This is a genomic window from Oxalobacter formigenes, assembly GCF_002127965.1.
GTDB classification, from domain to species: Bacteria; Pseudomonadota; Gammaproteobacteria; order Burkholderiales; family Burkholderiaceae_D; genus Oxalobacter; species Oxalobacter formigenes.
Genome location: NZ_CP018787.1, coordinates 1,925,808 through 1,948,363, shown reverse-complemented (window position 1 = coordinate 1,948,363; position 22,556 = coordinate 1,925,808). Strand labels below are relative to the sequence as shown.

22 protein-coding genes and 1 CRISPR repeat array are annotated in these 22,556 nt (G+C 51.8%); of the genes, 12 read left to right on the top strand and 10 right to left on the bottom strand.

Features of this window, described 5'->3' with window-relative positions:
- Positions 1 to 64: 64 nt before the first annotated feature.
- Complete coding sequence (locus tag BRW83_RS09295) at positions 65 to 772, bottom strand: class I SAM-dependent methyltransferase (RefSeq protein ID WP_005879823.1); 708 nt, start codon at positions 770 to 772, stop codon at positions 65 to 67.
- A 482-nt stretch (positions 773 to 1,254) separates the two neighbouring features.
- On the opposite strand from BRW83_RS09295, the gene BRW83_RS09290 reads away from it, so the two are divergent.
- Together BRW83_RS09290 and sugE are read left to right on the top strand one after the other, a co-directional pair.
- Positions 1,255 to 1,851 (top strand): hypothetical protein, encoded by a 597-nt coding sequence (locus BRW83_RS09290; RefSeq protein WP_005879825.1) that lies wholly within the window; start codon positions 1,255 to 1,257, stop codon positions 1,849 to 1,851.
- Between the two features lie 277 nt (positions 1,852 to 2,128).
- Complete coding sequence (gene sugE, locus BRW83_RS09285; RefSeq protein ID WP_036602631.1) at positions 2,129 to 2,443, top strand: quaternary ammonium compound efflux SMR transporter SugE; 315 nt, start codon at positions 2,129 to 2,131, stop codon at positions 2,441 to 2,443.
- A 126-nt stretch (positions 2,444 to 2,569) separates the two neighbouring features.
- On the opposite strand, the gene BRW83_RS09280 is transcribed toward sugE, so the two are convergent.
- The gene (locus BRW83_RS09280; protein WP_005879829.1) at positions 2,570 to 3,547 is read right to left on the bottom strand and encodes an aldo/keto reductase; all 978 of its coding nucleotides are present in this window, start codon (positions 3,545 to 3,547) and stop codon (positions 2,570 to 2,572) included.
- Positions 3,548 to 3,568: 21 nt separating this feature from the next.
- Between BRW83_RS09280 and BRW83_RS11795 the strand changes: the two genes are divergently transcribed.
- Positions 3,569 to 3,709 (top strand): hypothetical protein, encoded by a 141-nt coding sequence (locus BRW83_RS11795; protein ID WP_155811800.1) that lies wholly within the window; start codon positions 3,569 to 3,571, stop codon positions 3,707 to 3,709.
- A 69-nt stretch (positions 3,710 to 3,778) separates the two neighbouring features.
- Here the strand turns inward: BRW83_RS11795 and BRW83_RS09275 are convergent, their stop codons facing one another.
- The 3 genes from BRW83_RS09275 to otsB form a co-directional block, all read right to left on the bottom strand.
- On the bottom strand, positions 3,779 to 4,762 hold the full coding sequence (locus BRW83_RS09275) for an aldo/keto reductase (protein WP_005879831.1): 984 nt from the start codon (positions 4,760 to 4,762) through the stop codon (positions 3,779 to 3,781).
- 76 nt (positions 4,763 to 4,838) lie between these two features.
- Positions 4,839 to 6,626: a glycoside hydrolase family 15 protein gene (locus BRW83_RS09270; protein ID WP_005879833.1), complete on the bottom strand. Its 1,788-nt coding sequence runs from the start codon at positions 6,624 to 6,626 to the stop codon at positions 4,839 to 4,841.
- The gene (otsB, locus tag BRW83_RS09265; RefSeq protein WP_231284460.1) at positions 6,623 to 7,441 is read right to left on the bottom strand and encodes a trehalose-phosphatase; all 819 of its coding nucleotides are present in this window, start codon (positions 7,439 to 7,441) and stop codon (positions 6,623 to 6,625) included. The genes BRW83_RS09270 and otsB overlap by 4 nt, the downstream gene beginning before the upstream one ends.
- A gap of 275 nt (positions 7,442 to 7,716) precedes the next feature.
- Here otsB and BRW83_RS09260 point away from each other — a divergent pair, with 275 nt between their 5' ends.
- On the top strand, positions 7,717 to 8,319 hold the full coding sequence (locus BRW83_RS09260; protein ID WP_005879837.1) for a thermonuclease family protein: 603 nt from the start codon (positions 7,717 to 7,719) through the stop codon (positions 8,317 to 8,319).
- Positions 8,320 to 8,738: 419 nt separating this feature from the next.
- Positions 8,739 to 12,935, top strand: coding sequence for an autotransporter outer membrane beta-barrel domain-containing protein (locus BRW83_RS09255; protein WP_005879839.1), 4,197 nt, complete (start codon positions 8,739 to 8,741; stop codon positions 12,933 to 12,935).
- A 113-nt stretch (positions 12,936 to 13,048) separates the two neighbouring features.
- Here BRW83_RS09255 and araJ read toward each other — a convergent pair whose 3' ends face one another.
- Together araJ and BRW83_RS09245 are read right to left on the bottom strand one after the other, a co-directional pair.
- Positions 13,049 to 14,236 (bottom strand): MFS transporter AraJ, encoded by a 1,188-nt coding sequence (araJ, locus tag BRW83_RS09250; protein WP_005879841.1) that lies wholly within the window; start codon positions 14,234 to 14,236, stop codon positions 13,049 to 13,051.
- Positions 14,237 to 14,397: 161 nt separating this feature from the next.
- Positions 14,398 to 15,570: an MFS transporter gene (locus BRW83_RS09245; RefSeq protein ID WP_005879843.1), complete on the bottom strand. Its 1,173-nt coding sequence runs from the start codon at positions 15,568 to 15,570 to the stop codon at positions 14,398 to 14,400.
- Positions 15,571 to 15,955: 385 nt separating this feature from the next.
- Between BRW83_RS09245 and BRW83_RS09240 the strand changes: the two genes are divergently transcribed.
- The gene (locus tag BRW83_RS09240; RefSeq protein ID WP_186447496.1) at positions 15,956 to 16,372 is read left to right on the top strand and encodes a hypothetical protein; all 417 of its coding nucleotides are present in this window, start codon (positions 15,956 to 15,958) and stop codon (positions 16,370 to 16,372) included.
- A gap of 271 nt (positions 16,373 to 16,643) precedes the next feature.
- Positions 16,644 to 17,331: direct repeats of the CRISPR family, unit length 28 nt; unit sequence CTTCTAAGCCACCTACACGGTGGATCAC.
- A gap of 232 nt (positions 17,332 to 17,563) precedes the next feature.
- Here BRW83_RS09240 and corA read toward each other — a convergent pair.
- The 3 genes from corA to BRW83_RS09230 all read right to left on the bottom strand — a co-directional run bounded on the left by corA (position 17,564) and on the right by BRW83_RS09230 (position 19,610).
- Positions 17,564 to 18,676: a magnesium/cobalt transporter CorA gene (gene corA, locus BRW83_RS09235; RefSeq protein WP_036602636.1), complete on the bottom strand. Its 1,113-nt coding sequence runs from the start codon at positions 18,674 to 18,676 to the stop codon at positions 17,564 to 17,566.
- A gap of 386 nt (positions 18,677 to 19,062) precedes the next feature.
- Entirely contained in the window at positions 19,063 to 19,197 is a 135-nt protein-coding gene (locus tag BRW83_RS12095) for a hypothetical protein (RefSeq protein WP_257789312.1), read from the bottom strand.
- Positions 19,198 to 19,259: 62 nt separating this feature from the next.
- Entirely contained in the window at positions 19,260 to 19,610 is a 351-nt protein-coding gene (locus tag BRW83_RS09230) for a hypothetical protein (protein WP_232455508.1), read from the bottom strand.
- A 500-nt stretch (positions 19,611 to 20,110) separates the two neighbouring features.
- Between BRW83_RS09230 and BRW83_RS09225 the strand changes: the two genes are divergently transcribed.
- The 6 genes from BRW83_RS09225 (at position 20,111) to BRW83_RS09200 (ending at position 22,544) form a co-directional block, all read left to right on the top strand.
- The gene (locus BRW83_RS09225) at positions 20,111 to 20,347 is read left to right on the top strand and encodes a hypothetical protein (RefSeq protein ID WP_036602640.1); all 237 of its coding nucleotides are present in this window, start codon (positions 20,111 to 20,113) and stop codon (positions 20,345 to 20,347) included.
- 154 nt (positions 20,348 to 20,501) lie between these two features.
- On the top strand, positions 20,502 to 20,837 hold the full coding sequence (locus tag BRW83_RS09220) for a hypothetical protein (protein ID WP_036602643.1): 336 nt from the start codon (positions 20,502 to 20,504) through the stop codon (positions 20,835 to 20,837).
- Positions 20,838 to 21,134: 297 nt separating this feature from the next.
- Complete coding sequence (locus BRW83_RS09215; protein ID WP_036602645.1) at positions 21,135 to 21,332, top strand: LuxR C-terminal-related transcriptional regulator; 198 nt, start codon at positions 21,135 to 21,137, stop codon at positions 21,330 to 21,332.
- A 19-nt stretch (positions 21,333 to 21,351) separates the two neighbouring features.
- Entirely contained in the window at positions 21,352 to 21,543 is a 192-nt protein-coding gene (locus BRW83_RS09210; RefSeq protein WP_157658863.1) for a response regulator transcription factor, read from the top strand.
- 247 nt (positions 21,544 to 21,790) lie between these two features.
- Positions 21,791 to 22,036: a hypothetical protein gene (locus tag BRW83_RS09205; protein ID WP_232451486.1), complete on the top strand. Its 246-nt coding sequence runs from the start codon at positions 21,791 to 21,793 to the stop codon at positions 22,034 to 22,036.
- On the top strand, positions 22,029 to 22,544 hold the full coding sequence (locus BRW83_RS09200) for a DUF2589 domain-containing protein (protein WP_005879858.1): 516 nt from the start codon (positions 22,029 to 22,031) through the stop codon (positions 22,542 to 22,544). Before BRW83_RS09205 ends, BRW83_RS09200 begins: the two co-directional genes overlap by 8 nt.
- The last annotated feature ends 12 nt before the right edge of the window (positions 22,545 to 22,556 follow it).

Below are 22,556 nucleotides of genomic sequence, written 5' to 3'. Positions count from 1 at the left end.
CAATCGGGACGACTGTCTGTCCGATTGGCGGTGGCGTCACAAGTAAACGGGCATGGAAAAACAGTCAGTGCAAAACGGGGGAAGTGTCCACGTCTTTTCTGCCAATGACGAGCATTTCATGGGCTCCGTTCATGTAATGGCATGCCGTTTTTTTCAGGGTGACCTTGTAATCCTCACAAAAGTGACCGATCAGCCTGTCGGTCAGTCCGCATGGTTTTCCGGTTTTGTCCACGGTCGGAAACACGCGGATTTCCTGACAGATACGGAGCATTTCTTCCAGCGCCTGCAAATGGAAGTTGATGCCCAGTCCGGGATACAGCATCAGAAAATGCGACGAGAGCCCCAGATCGAATGAATCGTCCGGAAAAGGGATTTTGAATGGCAATTCATGGTCGATGTAGCGCCCTTCGGTTTTTCCCTTTTCATAATCGTCCAGGAAACTCCGGGTAGCCTCCATATGATGTTTTTCGAGTTCGTCGATGTTTCTGGCCGCGATCGATCCGTCCAGTGGTGTGTTCTTGCAGATATCCTCGAACATCAGGCGTTTCGCTTCCTGAAGGCACAATTCAAGCTTTTCGACCGGATAACGGTAAACCGGGTCGAATGAGACGACCTGTCCGCCCTGCTGGCAACATTCGGCGTTGAAACTGGCAGGGCCATCCGCAAATCCGGCGATTTTCCCGTTCAGTTCGGTATCGCACAATCCGAACATGTGGGTGTATTCGTCGAAGTTTCGCCCCCAGGGCGCAAGGTTTCTCAAGCGGTAAGTCATTTTTTTCTCCTGGCTGCTTTTATCCGGAAAAGCAGCTATGCGTTGTCCGGGTGTATTCACTTTTCCCTTTCTCGTGAAAAGGGACGTGAAGTCGGTTATCTGTTTTGCTGGCAGTATGTCGGGATAGCAGTTTTTAGACCTCTTGAAAAAAATCCGGTTCCGGTTTTGTTTCCTGTCGTTCATATCTGTTTGTGACGGTTTTTTTCGAAGCTCGTAAAGACAATTTAAAGACTGGCGGCAAAGAGGCCTTGTTTCAAATCAATTCATTCAGTTGTTACCTGCAGGCACTGAAAACAGTAAAGAAAAGGCCACTTTTCCTGTTCCGTCGCTTTTTAAGAGCCAAACGATAATTTGAATCTCCCAAAAGGAGAACACGGAAAAGATGCTGCGAAGTCAATACGTTATCGGTGTCATGTGATTGTCGAAAAAGGTATTTTATATTTCGTTCAACAGTCAATGAATGCCGCTTTCAGGAGAACGATATGCCTCAAACCATGACCATACGAGAACCCGTTTTGAACGTTCATCCAAATGTGCGGAATGGACCGATTCTCGGTCATACCCTTGAACTGGTTGTTCCCGCACGGGTGAGCGGTGGACTCTTTGCACGTCGTGTCGATTCCCCGGCATTCTCCTGGTGGGAAACGATTACTTTCTGGGATCTGGTCAATGGGAGCTGGATTCAAAGGGGGGCTTCCACGGGACCGGTCGATCAGGCTCTTGGCGCGAATAATACGGCTGACTTCTGGCGAAACCGGTTTTCCAATGCCGTGGACGACCCTAACTGGAACAGTACCTGGCCCAAGAACCCGACTAATAAGGAAGCTGAACAGCTGATTGCGCATTATGGCCTGAACTGGAATATCAAGGTATATGACAATCCGGGCATGAACAACCCGCGGCGGCAACGCCATCCCGGCCAACCGAGAAATTTGGCCCGTTCCGTGGAATTCGATATTCGTGTCGGGAATTATTCCATCCGTAAAACACAGGTGCTGGTTTCGTCCGTACGGGGAGATTGTCAATGGTTTTTGAACGGAATCGTCAATACGCGTGGCGTTTATACACGACTTCCCTAGGTGCTCGCCACGCCAATCGAAAGGCTTTTAGATAGATCCTGAACGAACGGGTGGCGTACTGGAAAATCAGCAGAGGCATCAATTGATTTTATGTGGAACGATATCCGGCCAATCTGGTCTGATGAAAGAAACGGGTTCGTTCCTGCAAAAATTGGCCGCTTTTTCCGATTTGCCAGTTTTCCTCTGAAACGGTATAGTAATCAATGACCGGGGACGGCCCCGGTCGTCTTGCCTTCTTTTTAAAGGGACGACCCTTGTTTTTCTGAAAGGATTTTCAATGGTCTGGTTCCTTTTGATCATCGCCGGTCTCTTCGAGACAGCCTGGGCTCTGGGTCTCAAATACACGGAAGGTTTTACCCGTTTGTGGCCTTCGGTCGGTACGCTGATTGCCATGACGGCCAGTTTCCTCCTGCTTGCCCATTGCATGAAAACGCTTCCTGTCGGAACGGCTTATGCCGTGTGGACGGGAATCGGCATTGTCGGTACGGTCGTTCTGGGTATTTTCCTGTTCAACGAACCGCTTTCATGGCCAAGAATTCTATTTCTTCTGATGATTCTGGGGGGCATCGCCGGCTTGAAGTGGCTGGCGTGAATCCGGTTGTTTCTGACGGGCAAAGTAGTTTCGCCCGATTGATGATGGAAGCCTGCTGATTCAAAAAAGCCGTCCTGATCCGTATGGAAGAGGACGGCTTTTTCAATTGATCAGGCGGTTTCAGCTTTATACAGGTGGCAAAACGCTCTCGATGTACCCCATTTCTTTTTTCGTCAGGGTGAAGTCTCCCGCTTTGGCGTTTTCAATCGCCTGCTCCGGTGTTTTGGCTCCGGCCAGAACAGCGGTGATGCCGGTGCGCTGGATTGTCCAGCGCAAGACGAGCTGGGCGATCGTGATTTTCCTGTCTTCAGCCAGCGGTTTCAGTTGCAGGACGAAGTTATCGACGCGCCGGATGTTTTCATCGGTGAAGCTGGCACTGTCGCGCCGGAAGTCACCTTTCGGGAAGATAGTTCCGGGATTGATCGTTCCGGTCAAGAGTCCCGATTCAAGCGGACGGTAGGCAAGAACGGCCTTTTTATGGTCAAGGCAGTATCGGACGGTTTCCTTTTCGACGCCCCGGTTGATCATGGAGTAGGGAATCTGGTTGGAGACGATGTGGATATGTTTTTCCGCTTCGGCCATCTGGCCTCCGCTGTAATTGGACACGCCTGCGTAACGGACTTTTCCCTGATCGATCAGCATTTGCACGGCTTCGAAGGTTTCGTCCATCGGGGTGGCATCATCGGGCCAGTGAAGCTGGTAGAGGTCGATGTAATCGGTTTTCAGGCGTTTTAAGCTGCCTTCGCATTCGGCGATGACGCTGTCGCGTCCGGCATGGCGCACGATGTCGACCGGATTGCCTGCGGCGTTTGTCATGCTTGAAAAGGGGATTCCTCCGTTTATGTCCCATCTCAGCCCGAACTTGGTCAGGATCTGGATTTTGTCGCGTGGAAGGCATTCGATCGCTTCGCCGATAATCGTTTCGGCGTCACCCAGTCCATAGAGGGGAGCGGTGTCGAAAGAGGTTACACCGGCCCGGTAACTGGCCTGTACCGCACGGACGGCATCGGTTCTTTCCGATGCGCTCCAGCCTCCATTGGCCCATGAACCGAATACGACGACGGAAAGCTTCATATCGGTTCCCGGAATTTTTCGGTATTCCATATCCTCTTCCTTTCTGGATGCATGAAGGGCAAATTGCTGTTCTGCAAGGATATCCGGACATTTCCGATGAAAACCGTTCCATTCAGAAAAGCGTTCGATAACGAAAAGTGTACCGGTTTTACGCTTGCCGTTTTCCGGATCGGTCAAACAAGGGACAAATAAGCCGGATTATGAAAAGAAAAACGCCGGAAACATGTTTCCGGCGTTTTGTCCTTTTACAGGAAATCCTGTTTAAAAACCGGACTCGAGCAGGGCGGTATTGATGGCATTCGTATCCTTTTTGGACAGCTTGATGTTGGCCGCCTTGGCGTTTTCGATCGCTTGTGCCGAATTCATCGCACCGGTCAAAACGCAGGTTATGCCGGGACGGTTTAACGTCCAGGACAGGACGAGCTGGGGTACCGATACTTTATTGGCTTGTGCGATCGGTCTTAAGGAGTCGACGAATTTGTTGGCTTTCCTGATGTTTTCAGGCGTGAAATTCGGATGGCCGCGACGCGTATCGTGCCGGCTGAAATCGATGTCGGGCGACATTTTTCCGGTCAGAAGACCTGCGCCCAGTGGCCGGTAAGCGATCAGGGCCGTGTCGTGTTCGATGCAGTAGGGAATGATTTCTTCCTCGATCTTCCTGTCGAGCATGTTATACGGCATCTGGATAGAAACGACAGGGAAAGTGTGTTCCACCTTGTCGAGCTGTTCCGGTGTCAGGTTGGATACGCCGACGTAGCGGACTTTCCCCTGCTCGACCAGCCGCTGGATGCCTTCGAAGGTTTCTTCCATCGGCGTGGTCTCGTCCGGCCAGTGGAGCTGGTACAGGTCGATGTAATCCATATTCAGCCGCTTGAGGCTGTTTTCGCATTCCTCGATGACGCTTTCTTTCGACGCATAGCGGTAGATGTCCACTTTTTTGCCGTCAAAATTGATGAATGAGCGGAAGTAGGTGCCTTTCTGGTAAATCCACCGCAACCCGAATTTGGTCATGATCTGGATCTTGTCGCGGGGAAAAGGTTTCAGGGCTTCGCCGATGACCGTTTCTGTTTCGCCAAGACCGTAAATCGGGGCCGTGTCGAAGGTGGTGATGCCCATCTGGTAACTGGCGCGGATGGCTTCAGTCGCGGCTTTTTTCTCTGACGGCGCCCAGCCACCCGAAGCAAAGGAACCGAATGCGATGGCGGACAGATTCAGGTCTGTTTTGGGTATTTTTCTGGTTTCCATATAAGGCTCCCTTTCTCTCTGATGGCCGCTTTGAAATGATACTTGCCTGCGACCGGTTATTATTATCGAATCAAAATCAGAATGCGTTTTCCCACGGTCTGGACAGGCGGATCGCGCACTGGATCAGACCGACCATGCTATAGGTCTGGGGGAAATTTCCCCACAATACCCTGTCACTGCGCGATACATCCGCCGATAACAGGCCAAGGTGATTGCGGCGGGACAGGATATTTTCAAAACACGCGCGAGCCTCTCTGGTTTTGCCGATGGTGGTCAGCGCAAGAATCCACCAGAAGGTACAGACAAGCAGGGCCGTTTCCGGAATACCCTCTTTGTCTTCTCCCTCGTAACGCAGCAGGAAATCGCCGCGCAAGAGCTGTTTTTCGATCCGTGCGACCGTCCCGGCGAAACGGGGATCGTCCGGTTTCAGGAAATGCAATTCACCCAGCAGCAACAGGCTGGCATCGACGGAATTTCCGTTCCATGTGGAGGTGAAGGTATTCAGTTCGGTGTTAAATGCATTGGAGATGACTTCTTCACGAATGCGTTCGGCATTCGCGCGCCACAGGTCTTCCTTCGCTTTGAGCTTCAGTTCCTTTGCGATGGCCGCCAGCCGGTCGCAGGCCGCCCAGCACATGACGCTGGAAAACGTATGGACCTGTTCTTTTTCATTCCTGTGCCATATATCGGCGTCCGGCTGGTTGAAGCGGGCGACGGCTTCTTCGCCGAGCCGTTCGAGATCGGCAAAGACATTCCGGTCGGCCGGGCGGTGCAGGCGCTGGTCGAAGAAAGCCTGTGTGCAGGCGAGAATGGCCGAGCCGTAGACGTCGTTCTGTGTTTCCCTGTAGGCACTGTTGCCGATCCGTACCGGCCCCATGTCGTTGTACCCGGCCAGATCGGGCGCGATTTTTTCTTCCAGATCGGCGTTGCGATGGATGCCGTATACAGGCTGGAAAGGAAGTCCTTTGGAATCGGCAATGATGTTCAGAATGTATTGCAGATAACGCTCCATTGTCCCGGTTGCACCCAGCCGGTTCAGGGCACTCACGACGAAGTAGGAATCGCGTACCCAGCTGTAGCGGTAATCGCGATTGTGTTTCGCGGCAGGGGAGCCGGGAATGGAGGTCGTGACGGCGGCGATGATCGCACCGGTATCGTAAAAGGTGTTCATGCGCAGGGTGATGGCCGCGCGGATGATCACGTCCTGCCATTCGAACGGCATCGACACGTTATGAATCCAGTTCTGCCAGTATTTGACTGTCGCTTCATAGTATGCGCGTCCGACGTCCTGTGGCGAGGATTCCACGGCCTGATCCGGGCCGAGAATCAGGGTGACAGACTCTTCCAGAAAGAAGGCTTTTTCGTCCAGTATGGAGCTGATGGACGCGTCGGTCGTGACCCGCAGGGTCTGTTCAGACCCCTGATACGAAATATGGTGCGCGCCCGGCAGGATTTGGGGCGCTTCGCTGCCGTAGTTCACGCTGGGCCGGATGCGGATGGTGATGCGGGGACGGCCTGCAACGCGCCGGATGATCCGGATAATCGATGAGGGCGTGAAGAGGCGGTCGTGCATCGGGATGCAGGGCGCGAAATCGATGACTTCGATGACGTTATGCGCGTTATCGCCGAAGCGGGAAACCAGTACGGCCGAGTTGCGCTCGTAATACTGGTCGGCCTGACGGATCTTTTCAAAGCCGATGTCGATGTAACCCATGTCCTTTTCTTTTTTGACCGGATTCATCAATTCACAGCAGACGGGGTCGCTGTCGAAATAGGGATAACACCACCAGACGATGCGGGCGTTTTTGTCCACCAGTGCGCTGGTGCGTGAATTGCCGATCAGTCCGAGTTCAAGTGTACTCATTGCCCGTTCCTTTTTTGTGATGGTGCATCTGCATTGACGTTAAGGGCAGATGTATTCGCCATCAGGGTTTCTATAATGACGTCTAAAAGCGTCACGATATCTTCCTGGGTTTCGAGATAAAACTGTGCGCGGCTCGCTTCTTCCTTTTCGACATGGACGGTCAGGATATCCGGATTGTCGAGCCGGAAAACGTTTTCATCCGTTTCGTCGTCCCCGGCGAAAAGGGCTGTTTTGCTTCCGGCGATTTTCATCAGTTCGACAAGTGCGTCGCCCTTGTTGGGGGAACCTTGCGGAATCAGGTTGTAAACGCATTTGCCGGGAAGGACGCGGGCGGTCGGTGCGACTTTTTCAAAGAGTTTCAACAGCTGTTTTTCCGTCGTTTCATGGTCAGCGGCCGCACGGTAATGGACTGCCAGCGTATAGCGCTTGTTGTCCAGGGTAATGCCGCGGTCGTATTGTGCGGTGTCGGCCAAAGCCGTTTTCAGGGCGTCGTCCCAGCAATCGACCGACTTGCGGAAGCGGTCGCTGTCCTTTTCCCGTCCGGGAATGCCTTCACTGCCGTGATTGGCGACCAGATAGTCGGGTTTGAATGCCATGCGGGTACGGATATCGGCCATGCCGCGGCCGGTCAGGATGGCGACCGGTGTCATGGATTGCAGGCGTATGAGCCGCTGGCGTACCTCGTCGGGAAGGAGGGCGTTTTCATAGCCTCTGAAAGGACAAAGCGTGCCGTCGAAATCGAATGCGCAAAGCACGCCGGGGCGGATAATCCGGTTCAGTTGTGCCCTGCCTTGATCGGAGAAGAGTGGAATCATGATCCTGTCCTCTTTCAGATAGAGTGATGCTTCAAGTATAACCGAGCTTTTTGGCAAAACAACGCCTGCCACTCTAAAAAAGGGTATTTGTGGCCGATTAAAATACCACTTTGGCGGTTTTTTCGCGGGGCGGTTTTGAAAAAAAATAAAACAGTCAAAAATAGTTACAAATTGCCCTTTTTCTCTCTGTACACAAACCTCGAAGAAGCTTAATATTGTAAAAATAACTCCTTTGATTTAATTTGGTTTTTTGATCCCCGAAAGCGAGCTGTTTTGTGAGATCGTTTCTTCTCTTTTGTGTGCTGATTTTCCAGGTTCCTTTTGCCCTCGCCTGGCAAGGGGTGGTTGATCAGGTGGTCGATGGCGATTCCCTGAAAATCCGGCATGAATCCGGTCGTGTCTATAATGTTCAGCTCTATGGCGTCAGGACGCCGCAGCTGTCGCAGCCGTCTGGTCTGGAAGCGAAAGAGGCGGCCAGAAAACTGGTCGAGGGCAAATCGGTCAACGTTCAGGTCATCAATGTCAATCCGAATGGCTCGACCGTCGCGGTTATCGCGATCAACGACCAGTACAGTCTTCAGGCATTTCTCGTCGGTTCAGGTATGGCATGGGTTTACGATGGCCATTGCGACCTGAAAATGTGTACCCAATGGAACGCGATGGAACAACAGGCGAGAACAGCCGAGCGCGGTTTGTGGAAAGATGCCAATCCGGTCGCTCCGTGGAAATGGCGTGCCGGTAGCAAGAAAGCGGCTGTCGCCAAAAAGAAAACCGCTGTAAAACGCAAAAAACCGGTCAAGCGCAAGAAAGCAGTCGCCAAACCTGCGGTACAGAAAAAGTCGGCCTCCGATATTTCTGTGGATGAACAGCTGAAGTAACAGGATTTTTTTACACCATCCTGAAAAGCCGGACGATATTTCGTCCGGCTTTTTTAATGTACCTGCCTGGCAAGGGATTCAGCTCATCACTAAGCTTGCCGGTTTGTCTCCAGTGCTCACATGCCGGAGCGGTCCGGATTTCCTTTTTTTATCCGGAAAATTCGCTTGTTTTTGCATCAGTCATGCATTCGGCAAGAGATTAAAAACGGATTGCAGGGACGTCCTGAGCGGCTAAGACCGCTGCCGTTGTATGAAAGTACTGCGAAAACGCGACAAATTGGGTCCCTGCCAAATTGAGCGCAATCACATTCCTTTGCAGAAAACATGAATTCAGTCCCGTTCTGAATCTAGTTCAAGTGTCGCTATTTCTCCGTCTTGTAAGTTTGGGATTTCTGTTTATTACAAGAAAAGGATCATTCATGTCGAAAAATGTTTATCGTTCTGTTGCGCCCCGCCGTTTTTACAGCGCGCGCAGGGGGTTGATCTGGCTGTTGATGGGGATGGCGGGTTTCATTCCGCTGATGGTCTCGCAGGGAGTGCAGGCTGCCTGCACCACGGGTTCCAGTTCCGCCGAGTGTGTCGGCACGGTCAATAATACGGCCTCCATCGGAACGGGCCCCGTCGTTCCGGACAATAACTGGACGGTCACGATCGGGAACGGTACGACTCCGACAATGGTTACCCAGAATGGCAATACGGTCATCAGCCTGAATGACAATGCCAATATAACGGTCAAGTCCGGTGCCGTGGTGCAGGGAAGCAGCAGTGGCAGTAATGGCGGCCATTTCGGCAGCGGCCCCAACGTCATTGAATTCAACAGCAATTCGACGGTGACGATCGAGCAGGGCGGTACCGTGCAGCAATTGGGCACGACGAATAACGGCGAAGCCATCAACGCGCACGGATATGGCAATACCATTGTCAATAACGGCACGATTTACAGCAAGAACGGCGCGGCCCTGTGGTTTCAGGACACGACTGTGTCGGCGTCAACGGCCGACCGGAACAAGGTCGTAAATAACGGGACGATTTCGACCGACAAGGGAGCGGGGTACAACGTGTTCGGCAGCAGTCGCGGGAGCAGCGGTCCCGGTCTGGTATTCAACAATTACGGAACCGTCAACGGTTCGCTGAAATTCGGCGATGGTGACGACAGTCTGCTTTTCGGGCCCGGGTCGGTCATTACCGGTAACGTGGACGGGGGCAGGGGCACCAACGATCTGACGCTGGACGCCAATCTCAATGAATCCGCCACACTGGGCGGTTCGGTTCTGAACTTTTCTTCCATTACCAAAACCGGTCAGGGATCGTGGGCCATCCTCGGCGGCGTTCCCGCTTCTGATGACGACGAACATCCTTCTTCGCCTATCAGCGGTTCCCTGAAAGGGGTCAATTCACTGGTGGTACAGGAAGGGCTGTTGTCGCTCGTGGGGGCCAATCCGGAGTTTAACGGCACGGTCAGCATCGACGCTCCCGGGATTCTGAACGTTCAGGCACAGGGCATCAACGGGGCGACCAGTATGGTGAATAACGGTAACCTGACTTTCGAGCAGCCTTCGAATGACAGTTATACCGGGAGTGCCATTACCGGAACCGGTCAGGTCGTCAAAAGCGGAGCCGGTTCATTGACGATGAGTTCCAATGGGGACAATACCTACAGCGGCGGGACATCGATCCGGGATGGGGCGCTCGTCGTGGACAGGGATTCGGATCTCGGGGTTGCTACAGGCGCGGTCAGTTTCGGTACCGATAACGGGGCCGGTGCGACCAATGGAATACTGCGTTTTGACAGTTCGTTCGATCTGGCCGATACGCGCGCCATCGATCTGAAAGACGGCGGAGGCACTATCGATACGCAACAGTACGAGACGACGATTGCCCAGACGATCTCGGGGTCAGGCGTTTTGACCAAAACCGGGAGCGGTACGCTGACATTGTCGGGCGTGAACAGCTATGCCGGTGGAACGGTTATTGAAGAAGGTACGGTCGGGATCAATTCCGATGCGGCTCTCGGCCGGACAGGAAGCCATCTGGTGATGCAGGACACGTCCACGCTCCGGCTGGACGCCAATGTCGAATCGAACCGGACGGTCATTCTGGCAGGTGTGCCGGACAGTGAGATGACAATCGACACACAAGCCAATAACGGCACTTTCGATGGCGACATTCAGGGCCGTGGCAAGCTGGTGAAAACCGGTACCGGCACGCTCGCCCTTTATGGCGACAATATTTATCAGGGCGGTACACGGGTGGAAGAGGGGACACTGGCCGTCAATTCCGACGCGGCTTTGGGCAGTGTCGTCGCCCCTCTCGAGTTGTGGGACAAGACGACCCTGCGGCTCGATGGCAATACGGATATGCAGACAAGACCGATAAGCATCGGTGGCGGGGGGAATCCCGCGCCCCAGTCGGTCACGATCGATACGCAGAATTTTACGGGGACGATCGGCCAGAATATCGCCGAAAGCGCCGACGGTGCGACCCGGCTGGACAAGACCGGGACGGGTGTGCTGGAACTTTACGGAAACAACGCGCATAGCGGTGGCACATGGATCAAGAACGGCACGGTCGCGATCCTGTCGGCATCCGGTCTCGGGACAGGCGACGCCCAACTGGGCGACCATGACGATTCAGCCACGGGAGGCACGGGCGACACGATGGGTAGCTTGCGCGCGGATGCCGATATCAATTTTGCGGCAGGGCAGGCTGTTTTGCTGAATCAGGGCGGCGGAACCATCGATACGAACGGCCATAGCGTCATGATGGCGGATAACACCTTGAAAGACGGGACGACCACCGGTGTGGCACCGGATACCGGCCGGGATTTCCACAAGGACGGTGATGGTACGCTGACGCTGTTGAACGACCAGCTCTATTCGGGACGTACCTTTATCGATCAGGGAACCTTGCGGCTGGATGCGGTCGATCCAAACGCGCCGATGTCCAATTCAAAAGGCCTGTTGAATACATCGCAAGTGACGATTGCATCCGGTGCAAGACTGGAAGGACAGGGAGTGGTCGGCAATTCCATGAATGACCGTATCGGCAATCCGGATGCTCCGGCTGCCGGTTCGTCAGCGTTCACGACGATTATCAATAACGGCACGATCGCGCCGGGGCTCGACAACTTCAACAATGCGTTCGACCAGACGAATCCCCATTTCGTTCCCCTGACTCTGGCAGGCAATTACCGGGCGGGAGCGGGTGCGATGGTAGAGGTCCACACCGAATTGATGGATGACACGTCCCGTCATGGCATGCTGGTCATCGACGGGGTTGTTGATCCCGCTTCAGACGCAAACGGCACGGGTATCAGGGTTATCCATCAGGGAGGCGATGGCGCGACCACGAATCACGGTATCGAGATCATCCGTCTTCAGGGAACCGGTTCCGGCCTGAGCCAGGCCGATCTGGTCAAACAGCTGGGTGACAATTTCCATCTTGTATCCGACTTCAAGACCGCGAAAGGGGAGAATGCGGTTGTGGCCGGAGCCTACAGCTATGTTCTGGAAAAGGATGTCGACTGGTATGGCGATGCGACCAATCAGGCAGGCCTCTTTTTGCGTAACGCCATGACAGACGATGGCACTCCCGTGCTTCATCCGGGGACGCCGACTTATGAATCGTATTTGCCGGTTCTGGGTGCCCTGAACCGTTTGCCGACGCTGGAACAACGGGTGGGTCATCGTGTCTGGCTGGAGGATTCCGATTCGAAAGGGACGGGGACATCCAAAGCGGGACGCGGAGCGGGCAAGGCCGGTTCAAGAGGCGTCTGGGTGAGACTGGAAGGATCGACCGCCAAATACAAACCGGAACTCGGTTCCGGCGGGGACAATTCCTTTGACCTGAATTATGGCCGGGCGAATGTCGGTCTGGATGTGCCGGTGTATGAAAACAGGGACGGTTCCCGTCTGGTTGCCGGAATCAACGGCAATGCCGGAAAAGCGAAAGCGGATATTCATTCTTCCCTGTCTGACGGCGATATCGATACCGATGCCTACGGGTTGGGCGCTACCCTGACGTGGTATGACCATTCCGGTTTTTACGCCGATTTTCAGGCGAAATACAACTGGTACGATACGGACATGTCAGTGAAGAACATCACGTCGGCTTCGCATGCGGTCAAGGGAAACAATGCCAGGGGTTACGCATTCAGTCTCGAAATGGGCCAGAACGTCGATTTTGCCCCGAACTGGTCGCTGACTCCTCAGGCGCAATTGATGTATTCACAGGTCAATTTCGACAGTTTTGTCGATCCGCAGTATAGCGTCATCGTCAATGAAAAGGACTACAAGAGCCTCGAAGGTCGGCTCGGGCTGGCCCTGAATTACGAGAAGAGCGAACAGGATTCCCTTGGAAGACTGTCGCGTGACAAGCTGTATGTCATCGGGAATGTCTATCATGAATTCAAGGGAGATTCGACAATCAGCATTTCCGGGGTGAACTACAAGAGCAATCTCAGCGATACCTGGCTCGGCATCGGGGTCGGCGGGTCGCATAACTGGAATAATGACAAGTATTCAGTCTATGGCGAACTCGGCGCGAAAAGCAGTACCCGCAAATTCGGTGACGAGTATGAGCTGACTGCTGAAGTGGGCTTGCGAATCGCTTTTTAAACGAATTTGCAAGTATCGTGATCTTGCCGGGACGTGGAGAGTTGCACGATTGAACCCTCCTCACATCGACAGTGTCCGGAGGGTTTGTCATATGTTCCTGCCGGTTTTTGCAATCAGGATTTTTTCGAAAAACTGGTGGCTCTGACATGCCGTATCGGGTATTCGTAGCGTCGCCAGAAATAAAAGAGCAGGGCAAAACCGAGAAAGGCGAAGAAGCTGGCCGGAAGGGCCGTGTATTGATAAGCGTAACCGGCCTCAATGGGCAGGCCGCCGACCCATGCGCCCAGTGCGTTGCCAAGGTTGAAGGCGATCTGGACACTGGCTGCTCCCAGCATCTCGCCACCTTTGGCGTTGCGGATCAAGAGAAGTTGCTGGGGCGCGGACACGGTGAAAAGACAGGTCGTACAGACGACCATCAGCATGACGGAGGCGATCGGGTTTTGTGCCAGAAAGAAGATGGACAAAAGCGCCAGACACATGACGCCTTGCGAGGAAGCGGCGACTTTGCCGGGGCCGTATCGGTCGGTGAGACGGCCGCCTGCCAGATTGCCGGCGAGCATGCCGAGACCGGCCAGCATCATGAGAAGCGTCATCTCCGATGGCTCGAAGCCCGAGACGGTGGTCATGAGTGGATTGATGTAGCTGAGCCAGCAGAATGCGCCACCGTTGCCCAGTGCCGTGGCAAAGAGGATGAGCCAGGGAACGGGGGTTTTGAGGAAACGGAATTGCCCGGCAAAGCCGGTGTCGGGGAGTGCCGGTATGGCCGGTATCCAGCGCCAGAGCAGATAAACGAGGACAAGGGACCAGAGAGCGATTAGCACGAAAGTGAAACGCCATGAAAAGCTGTGGCTGATGGTCGTGCCAAGGGGAACGCCAAGGACGTTGGCCACGGTCATGCCTGCGACCATGATGGAAATGGCCTGCGCGCCTTTGTCCTTGTCGGCCAGTTTGTCGGCCACGATGGAACCGACCCCGAAGAAAGCGCCGTGCGGCAAACCGGATATGAAACGGGTGACAAGCATGACCCAATAGTCCGGGGCGAGTGCTGTACAGAGGTTTCCGATCAGGATCAGGGCACCGAGTCCGAGCAGAATGCGTTTCAAGGGCTGGGAGCGGGCGATCAGCGCCAGCAAGGGAGCGCCGACACAGACGCCCAGCGCGTAGGCAGCGATAAAGTGACCGGCCTGCGGGATCGTGATGCCGAGATGGGTCGCCACGTCGGGCAAAATGCCCATCATGACGAATTCGGCAATGCCCAGTGCAAAAGTACCGGCAGCCAGTGCGGTCAGGCTTTTTTTCATGCTGGTGGAGTGTGGTGTTCCGTTAAAACACAGTCAGACCTGTTTTTCAGTTATTCCCTGTGTCCGGATAATTCCAAAGGCGCATATTGTACTGCCATATGGAGTTTGTCTGCTGTTCGGGTTTTTTGATGAAGAAAAAGACGAAAGAACGGATTGGACTGTCAGGAAGTCGCCTGTTTTGCCGTACCGCGAGCACCGTATTTTTTGACGAAGATAAACAGGAGAATGAAACCGGCGAATGCGAAAAAAGTACCGGTCAGGGCGGTATAGTTGTAGGGCAGGCCTGCCTTGATCGGCAATCCTCCCATGAAGGCGCCCAGTGCATTGCCCAGATTGAAGGCGACCTGTGCACTGGCGGCTCCCAGCAGTTCACCCCCTTTGGAATGCTCGATCAGAAGAACCTGTTCGGGTGTGGACATGGCGAAAAGGCATGCGGTCAAAATGACCATCAGAAAGAGCATCGTGAAGGGATGACGGGCGAGGAAAAAGACGAGGATGAGGGCTATCGCGGCGATTCCCTGTGTTGCGGTCGAAACTTTGCCGGGCGTGAAACGGTCAGACAATCGTCCGCCGATCAGGTTGCCGGAGAACATGCCGAAACCGGCGATCATCATCAGGAAAATGACGGTCTGGAACGGAAAACCGGATACGTGAGTCAGCAATGGCGTGATGTAACTGTACCAGCAGAAAATGCCTCCGTTTCCCAGAATGCTGGCGGCAATGATAAGCAGGGGAGCCGGTTTTTTCAGAAAGGCGAATTCACCGGCGAAACCGGTATCCGGCAACGGGTCCATTTTGGGAATCCACACCCAGATGAGGGCGAAAACCTTGAATCCCCACAGGCCGATGAGGAAGAACGCCGTTCGCCATGACAGCCATTCCGTCACGAATGTGCCGAAAGGGACACCGATCAGGGTCGCTATCGTCATTCCGGCAATCATGAGTGCCACGGCGCTCGACTTGCGTTCGGGCGGAACCAGCCTTTCCGCGACGATTGCGCCCACGCCGAAATAGGCTCCGTGAGGCAGGCCGGAAATGAAGCGCAAAACAAGGACTGCCGTTTCATTCGGGGCGAATGCCAGCGCCAGATTGCCCAGTGTGTACAGGGCGATCAGACCGAGCAGGATCTGTTTCAAGGGCCGTTTACGGGCGAGAATGACCATCACCGGCGCGCCGATGCCGACACCCAGCGCGTAGGCAGAGATGAAATGACCGGCTGACGGGATCGAAATGCCGAGGTCATTGGCAATATTGGGCAAAATACCCATCATCACGTATTCGGTCATGCCGAATCCGAGCGTTCCGGCTGCGAGGGCAAACAATCCTTTTTTCATGGGAGGCAGTTATGGATATTCGGCGTTTCCTGTCACATCATCTGTCAATGCATATCGCGACTGGTTTCAGGGTAACGCAAAGGCAGGTGCACAAGGCGTGACGAATATCAGACTGACTTTTTATTAATGCAAAGTCGCTGCTTCTGTTTGTGAAAAAGCAGGTTTTTCCGGTGGAACGACAGGCATGCAGATTGCCCGGATATCGTTCCATTCCGTTGGCGGTATGAACGGGAGGATAATTGATTTTGAAAAATGACGTTCAGCAGATTTTCCTAAAAACATCAGATCCGGTTTTTTTATACTGAAATTATATACTTTAGGTGTTTTAAGTGTTTTAATGTGTATTGTCTTTGATTAAGAAAAATACTTTTCCGGTTTATTCCTGATGATGAAAATAAATTATCCAGCCTATCTTTTGACAGTGACTGCTTGCTGTTGTCTTTGCGGTTGTTTCAATCTTCCTACCGCGTCCAGCCAGATTACTGGAAGTTATATTTCACCCAATAAATACAGGACATACAATTGTGATGACCTGACCCTTGAAGCCTCATCCATGGCGAGAAGGGAGAATATGCTGGTCATTGCACAGGAGCAGCGTTTGAAATCCAGTCAGGTTCAGGCTTTCTGGCTGGGATATGGTCAGGGAGACGGCATTGAGGCAGCAGAACTGGCGAATGTCAGGGGTGAGAAAGAAGCGCTGGCGACCATGATGGGCAAGAAAAAGTGTGATATTCCCAAAGATTTTCTGAAACCTGCCGTGCCGCCACCTTCTGCCGAAACACAGGTTTTGCAAATGGAATGAACATACAGGGTCAAAAAATCACGGATCTCAACCTTAAATGTGCTGTCGCGCATGTAATGGGAAAAAGCGGGTTCCTGAAATTTCAGGATACATTTATCAGATCACAGAACCTGCCGTACGCACTTTTCGGAAATGACTGATTATTCAGTCTGTTTTCATGTCACCCTTGCAGCAGGCCGGGATGAATTTCGTATTCCGGATGAGGGGATGACTTATAAGCCGCCTGTATGGTAGATCACTCAATGCGTCAGTGACTTGATCCATATAGTTGTTTCTATGCCACCTACACGGTGGATCACACCGGGCTGATGCAAACCTGACATTGCCCTGTCTTCTAAGCCACCTACACGGTGGATCACAACAACCGTTTTACTGTCGATTCTGGCCAGACCTTCTAAGCCACCTACACGGTGGATCACAAGATACACCTTGACCGAGAGCATTCTGAACACTTCTAAGCCACCTACACGGTGGATCACAAGTTGTTCCAATAATTGAATAAATTTTATCTCTTCTAAGCCACCTACACGGTGGATCACCAGGAACCAATTGAATAATTTCACCGGTTTCACTTCTAAGCCACCTACACGGTGGATCACATGTGAAGCTGATTCATGCAATCTATCCGCGTCTTCTAAGCCACCTACACGGTGGATCACACCATTATTTATGCCGCCCTTTTTACGGATCACTTCTAAGCCACCTACACGGTGGATCACAACGGGAACTCTTTTGCCAGTTTCGTTGTACTCTTCTAAGCCACCTACACGGTGGATCACAGTTCCGCAGTACTTATTCTAATACTCTTGACCTTCTAAGCCACCTACACGGTGGATCACAATGTCAGGTTTGCATCAGCCCGGTCGAACCGCTTCTAAGCCACCTACACGGTGGATCACGATCTTGTTAAGCCTTTCCGCAATGCCAGCTACTTCTAAGCCACCTACACGGTGGATCACTAGAGCGTTTTCAGTATAACTCATTGTTTATGGTTATTTTTCCCGTTTTTTCATGCCTGAACCTTCGTTTTTTATCAGTGTTGTCAACCTGTTGATTTATAAGGTTTTTATTTTTCTCAAAAAATCGAAGGTCAAATGCTTGTGTCCCGTTGCTTCGAGAAGAGGGACTGCACTTTCAAAAAAGATGTGTTCGAAAAGAAATGTTTTGCCTGTGTAAAAATGACGGTCTGTTTCAGAGCCAGTCTTTCTTTTTGAAAAACCAGATCATTCCGAGCGCAATGGCCAGCATCAGCAACAGGGTGATGGGATATCCGTAGGGATGATGCAGTTCGGGCATGTTCCATGGAGAGTCGGAAACGTTGAAATTCATGCCGTACAGTCCGGCGATGAAGGTCAGCGGCATCAGGATGGTGGAGATGATGGTCAGTATACGGATGATGTCGTTCATTTTGTTCGACATGATGTTCTGGTAGATGTCGGAGAGGGAATCGGCGATTTCGTGGCAGGAATTGACGAATTCTTCGGCCTGGACGATGTGTTCGACAAGATCTTTCAGATAGGGTTTCAGTTCAACGGATTTTTCGATCTGACTTCTTTGTCTCAAAGCGGTGCCCAGTTCCTTGTAGGGGAATAATACGCGTTTCAGGTAAAGAATGTCCCGTTTTGTCCTGTGCAACTGCCGCAATTCCTTTTTGCCCGGGTTGCCGTCCGTATCGAGGGCGTCTTCCAGATCGGCGAGTGTATTGTATTCGGTGTCTAAAAGCGGGAAGAAGCGGTCAATGATCGTATCGATGACACGATAGGCGTAATAGCCGGCCTGATGCGTGATTTTTTCGTCGGGTTTGTGACCGATGAGCTGTTGCCAGAAACGGTCGATTAAAAGAGTCGGCGATTCTTCGAATGTGATGACGAGATTGCGGCGGAAGAAAAGGCTCAGGTGTTCGCTTTTTTCGGTGATGAAGTCAGCCGGAGGGACTGGCAGGACAAAGAAAAGCCAGTCGCCTTCGTCTGTCATTTCAGCACGCCAGCCCGGGCTCATGGCGTCTTCCAGTGCCAGTGATGGAATCCCGTAGGTTTCTCCGACTGTTTTGATTGGGCTGATATCCCCGAAGCCGGTGACGCGTATCCAGAGCATGTCGTGTCCATCCGGGTCAACATGGGGCAAGTCGCTCAGGTCGTTTGCTGTTTCCGGGGGCCGGGTGACGTCGCGGTTGATTGTCAGGATGGAAATGACCGGTTTGGCCGATCCGGCAATCGGCGTCAATGTTCCGGGGGGAGCACCGGGAACAAGATAAGGCGCGGCATGTCTGTGGGGCCTCAGTGGCTTGCCGGTTCTGGATGTCATGGGGAATTCCTCTGGACGACTGTTCTGGTTTCTGCCGGCAGGCAGTACAATGAAACAAGTCTAGCAGCACAGTCTTGACACCTGTTTGAGATGAACCAACAGACGCATCAATTTGCGCCTGTCGGAATGGGAGTTTGTCTTTTTAACGGATATGATTTTTTCAATTCAGATCTTTTCCGTTTTTTTCTTGGAATGAACGACCAGTTTCTGGCAAAGGGTTAAAGACATTCTTGACAGCTTGTGATGGGGACAAAAATTCCCTGACGATGTGGCAAGAGTGCTATAACGACTGTCACGGCTCAATACCGCTTTTGGTTCCGACATCGTTTCCGGAGCGTATCTCATCCAGACCGGAATCGGTCTATGTTTGTTATGTGAGGGCAGCTTCATTTTTCCCATTGGCAACTGAGTTGTTTTTGTTTTTCTATACGGATGTCATCGGCGGTGATGTAACCGCATCCCCAGATGGCAAAGGCAACAAGCAGTAAAAACCACGGGCTTTTGTAAAATTTGTACTGCATGACTTTCTCCTTTTGTGTAACGGCCTGTTTTGTCGATTTGTCAGGTCAATTGTTTTACCGAATTACTTTTCCAGTTCCATTTGTTTAATAGCCTGCGTTTCCGCCATGCACCTGACCGATTCTTCCAGCAGGTCCCTGACAGCGTTGAAAACGGCTTCTTTCCTGCCCCGGACGGCATCCCGGATGATGTCGACAATGTCAATGTCCGTCGTGTAACGAATCAGATTGTCGGCAACGAGAATGGCGGTTCTGTCGTCTTTGACGATGTCGTTTGTTATTCGTTGGGTGAACGCTGCGGTCAGTCTGGCAAGTCTGATTTCCTCTTCTTCACAATCGTTGCGAGGGTCGTTCGGATGTCCGAAAAGAGGTGCCCATGTACTCGGGTCACCATAACCGGGTTTGTCGTATCTCATCAGTTCTCCTTTTTTATTCTTGTTATGGGAATGGTTCATTTATGGCTCATTTTAGAAATGGCGAACTCTTCGGTCAATCCGTTTAAGGCTTGTTTTTGCTGAACGTTGTTTTTATGATTAAAGGTGATAAGTTTCTTGAAGCTTATAAAGATATTTAATGAGTCTTATAAGTTTGTGTTTTCGGGAGGGAATAAAAAAAACGCGTCACAAGGACGCGTTTAAAGAGCAGAAAGTTCATGATATTGCAGGAATTGCTCGAGTAACGGTTTCATAATAACGGTGCGAGACAATACACACTTTGATTTTGTTCAATTTGCATGAATTTTATTGATAAATGTGTTGCCGTAAGGTAACATTTTTTTGAAAACGTTCTGTTTACAAAGGATTTTTGTGCATGGGTGCCGTTTTTCGGGTAAAAATAACAACTCATTTCAACGGTTGACGTAAAGGATCAAAATTGGGAAACTAAGCTATTGTTTTTTATCTGCGTCGGAGTCTTTATGGACACTTGGAAGCACCTTGTCGGTGACCGTTCTTTTATTTCCGATCTGGGCAAAAATCAGGAAGCGGACATAGCAGGAACGAAGACTGTCCTTGGTCGATATGCAGTATGGGTGTCTATACCTGGAACAGACCGGCACCGGATTGTCGAGGTCGGGGATGATCTTTCTGCCTTGATGGAAAAATACAATGTGCCGGGTGAACTGGTTATGAAACTCGGTTCATTCATGCGCTGACAATGGTTTGGCTGGTATGGGACTGAAAGGATTTGAAGGCGTCGCTTGGAAATGAATCAGAGGGGGTACAAAATTGTCGGCAGCGGTCCGGCGATGTTTTGCCCGGTACGGTTGTTTGACAGACAACTGCAATCGATTGATAAAGGTATGTCAAATGGATGATCAGACAGAAAGTCATTTGCCACTTTGCAAAGTGCCTGATGAGGGTGAGTTCAAACAGGATGATCTTTGCAAGGCTTATATTGAAATCATGAGAAAAATGTCGGAAATTCCCGTTAACGCCGATCCAAGAACGGTCGCTTTCATTTTCGGGAGGCCAGTCAGGGATGTGAATGAATCCGTTTCACTCAGGCCGATCATGGTTTCTGCCTCGCTTCTTTCAATCGATTCCTTCGCGCCTGTTGTCATTCGGGAAAGGCGCAAAAACCCTCCAGTCAAAAGAGATGCCGAACGTCGTTTCAATTCCTGGAATCTGGACACGGGACGATAAGGATTCACTGGCTGTTCACTGACCGATTTCATTTTTTGCCAAACCGGTTCCGGTTGTCGCAATAGGGTTTTGAATTGTCCGGATAAATAAAAGAACAGGTAGTATGCATTTTTAAAAGCAGGCTTTATGCCTGCTTTTTTTATGTTCCGGCAATTTTCGTTTTTGCATTCCCACCTTTTTCCTTCATGTTTTATGGATAAATGTTATCCGGAATATCATAATTGATGTGTCCGGTCTTCTTTTCATTGCCGGACGAAGATGTTTGTTTCCATACGGTGAAATAATCCGGGAGGGCTTATGAAAAACACTCCGTTACTGACGCCGCGCGAAAAGGAAATCCTTGAGCTTTCCCTGGGTGGTGCCGGTTGCAAGCAGATCGCTTTTCAACTGGGGATCAGTACGAATACGGTCAAAAAACACCGAAGCCGGATTCTGGAAAAAAGCGGCGTCAGCAATATGGTCAGGCTGGCAGGAACTGCCGTCGAAAAAAAATAAATTGTCTCAATTCCTTTCCATGAATCTGCTGACTTCACGTCAAAGAGAGGTTGCCGCAAAAATTGCGGAAGGAAAATCCTGCAAGCAGATTGCGCGTGAACTCGGCATTCATTTTCAGACAGTCATGAAGCATCGTGAAAACCTTTATCGTCGTCTCGGGGTTTCCAGTGCCATCGCCCTGACGATCCGGTTGAAGGGGAAAGACAGGTAATCCCTGTCAGCCGCATTGATTTCAGGACGATATTTTTAAAAGCAACCGTCAATGACGTTCTTCAAACAGGGCAATATTGGCGGTTGCTGTTTTTGGAGAAGCCGTTTCCTTTTTTCCCTGCAAGCCGTTTTCAGGCTAATTGCAGGCGTGTCTTACCTCCTGTCAATACGTTATCGGTGTCATTTCCTCCATGCAGGAAAAAAGCAAAACTCTCCACAAGAAAACATTTATCAATCAGGGGGAGACGATGATGGACGAATGGACAAGACTGACAGCCAACCGGGTTTTCATTTCCGATCTGGGCGAAAACCAGACGACGGAGATTGACGGGGTGAAAACGGAAATCGGACGCTTTGCCGTCTGGGCTCCGGTTCCCAAGGGCAATCATAACGTAGTCGAGGTAGGAAGTGACGTGGTCGCTTTGATGCACAAATACGATGTGCCTGCCGAACGGGTTCTGCGTCTGTTGACGAACGGAGGCTGTCATGGCTGAGGTCGGACTGGCCGATCTGATCACGGCAATCAATCAGGCGATGCTGGATGCACAGACGGCTGTAACCCGTTCGTCTCTGGACGAATACTGGAATTATTTCAGACCGGCGAATGTTTTGCGACAGTCCGGCGAAGACGAAACGAACGATCTGGCGGAGAATGCATTGGCTCCGGTGACGCGTAAAGTCGTGATTCCATTTCCGGACGATACGGGCGTTATGAAAACAATCGATGTCCCGCTGGTGGCGCTGGTGCACCACAACACGTTCAATCTCGATGAAGTGAAACTGAAGATGCGGGTCACGACGTCAGTTGACAGGCCAGGAGGACCGTTGAAGGTCTCGTTGCAACCTTTGCGCCGGACGCAGAATACAGAAGGAAAAAACGATTTGCCGGATGCGTCCGGAAAAGTTGAAGAACCGGGTCAGGAAATCGAACTGGTTTTCAAACGGGAAGCGCCGCCTGAGGGTATTTCCCGGGTTACCAATGAAGCGATCAAGCTTCTTTAACAGAAAGGAAGG

What these genes read in the sequence shown, in the direction of transcription:
- BRW83_RS09295 (WP_005879823.1), bottom strand. Translation starts at nt 772, where the DNA reads ATGACTTACCGCTTGAGAAACCTTGCGCCCTGGGGGCGAAACTTCGAC.
- BRW83_RS09290 (WP_005879825.1), top strand. Translation starts at nt 1,255, where the DNA reads ATGCCTCAAACCATGACCATACGAGAACCCGTTTTGAACGTTCATCCA.
- sugE (WP_036602631.1), top strand. Translation starts at nt 2,129, where the DNA reads ATGGTCTGGTTCCTTTTGATCATCGCCGGTCTCTTCGAGACAGCCTGG.
- BRW83_RS09280 (WP_005879829.1), bottom strand. Translation starts at nt 3,547, where the DNA reads ATGGAATACCGAAAAATTCCGGGAACCGATATGAAGCTTTCCGTCGTC.
- BRW83_RS11795 (WP_155811800.1), top strand. Translation starts at nt 3,569, where the DNA reads ATGAAGGGCAAATTGCTGTTCTGCAAGGATATCCGGACATTTCCGATG.
- BRW83_RS09275 (WP_005879831.1), bottom strand. Translation starts at nt 4,762, where the DNA reads ATGGAAACCAGAAAAATACCCAAAACAGACCTGAATCTGTCCGCCATC.
- BRW83_RS09270 (WP_005879833.1), bottom strand. Translation starts at nt 6,626, where the DNA reads ATGAGTACACTTGAACTCGGACTGATCGGCAATTCACGCACCAGCGCA.
- otsB (WP_231284460.1), bottom strand. Translation starts at nt 7,441, where the DNA reads ATGATTCCACTCTTCTCCGATCAAGGCAGGGCACAACTGAACCGGATT.
- BRW83_RS09255 (WP_005879839.1), top strand. Translation starts at nt 8,739, where the DNA reads ATGTCGAAAAATGTTTATCGTTCTGTTGCGCCCCGCCGTTTTTACAGC.
- araJ (WP_005879841.1), bottom strand. Translation starts at nt 14,236, where the DNA reads ATGAAAAAAAGCCTGACCGCACTGGCTGCCGGTACTTTTGCACTGGGC.
- BRW83_RS09245 (WP_005879843.1), bottom strand. Translation starts at nt 15,570, where the DNA reads ATGAAAAAAGGATTGTTTGCCCTCGCAGCCGGAACGCTCGGATTCGGC.
- BRW83_RS09240 (WP_186447496.1), top strand. Translation starts at nt 15,956, where the DNA reads ATGATGAAAATAAATTATCCAGCCTATCTTTTGACAGTGACTGCTTGC.
- corA (WP_036602636.1), bottom strand. Translation starts at nt 18,676, where the DNA reads ATGACATCCAGAACCGGCAAGCCACTGAGGCCCCACAGACATGCCGCG.
- BRW83_RS12095 (WP_257789312.1), bottom strand. Translation starts at nt 19,197, where the DNA reads ATGCAGTACAAATTTTACAAAAGCCCGTGGTTTTTACTGCTTGTTGCC.
- BRW83_RS09230 (WP_232455508.1), bottom strand. Translation starts at nt 19,610, where the DNA reads ATGAGATACGACAAACCCGGTTATGGTGACCCGAGTACATGGGCACCT.
- BRW83_RS09225 (WP_036602640.1), top strand. Translation starts at nt 20,111, where the DNA reads ATGGACACTTGGAAGCACCTTGTCGGTGACCGTTCTTTTATTTCCGAT.
- BRW83_RS09220 (WP_036602643.1), top strand. Translation starts at nt 20,502, where the DNA reads ATGGATGATCAGACAGAAAGTCATTTGCCACTTTGCAAAGTGCCTGAT.
- BRW83_RS09215 (WP_036602645.1), top strand. Translation starts at nt 21,135, where the DNA reads ATGAAAAACACTCCGTTACTGACGCCGCGCGAAAAGGAAATCCTTGAG.
- BRW83_RS09210 (WP_157658863.1), top strand. Translation starts at nt 21,352, where the DNA reads ATGAATCTGCTGACTTCACGTCAAAGAGAGGTTGCCGCAAAAATTGCG.
- BRW83_RS09205 (WP_232451486.1), top strand. Translation starts at nt 21,791, where the DNA reads ATGATGGACGAATGGACAAGACTGACAGCCAACCGGGTTTTCATTTCC.
- BRW83_RS09200 (WP_005879858.1), top strand. Translation starts at nt 22,029, where the DNA reads ATGGCTGAGGTCGGACTGGCCGATCTGATCACGGCAATCAATCAGGCG.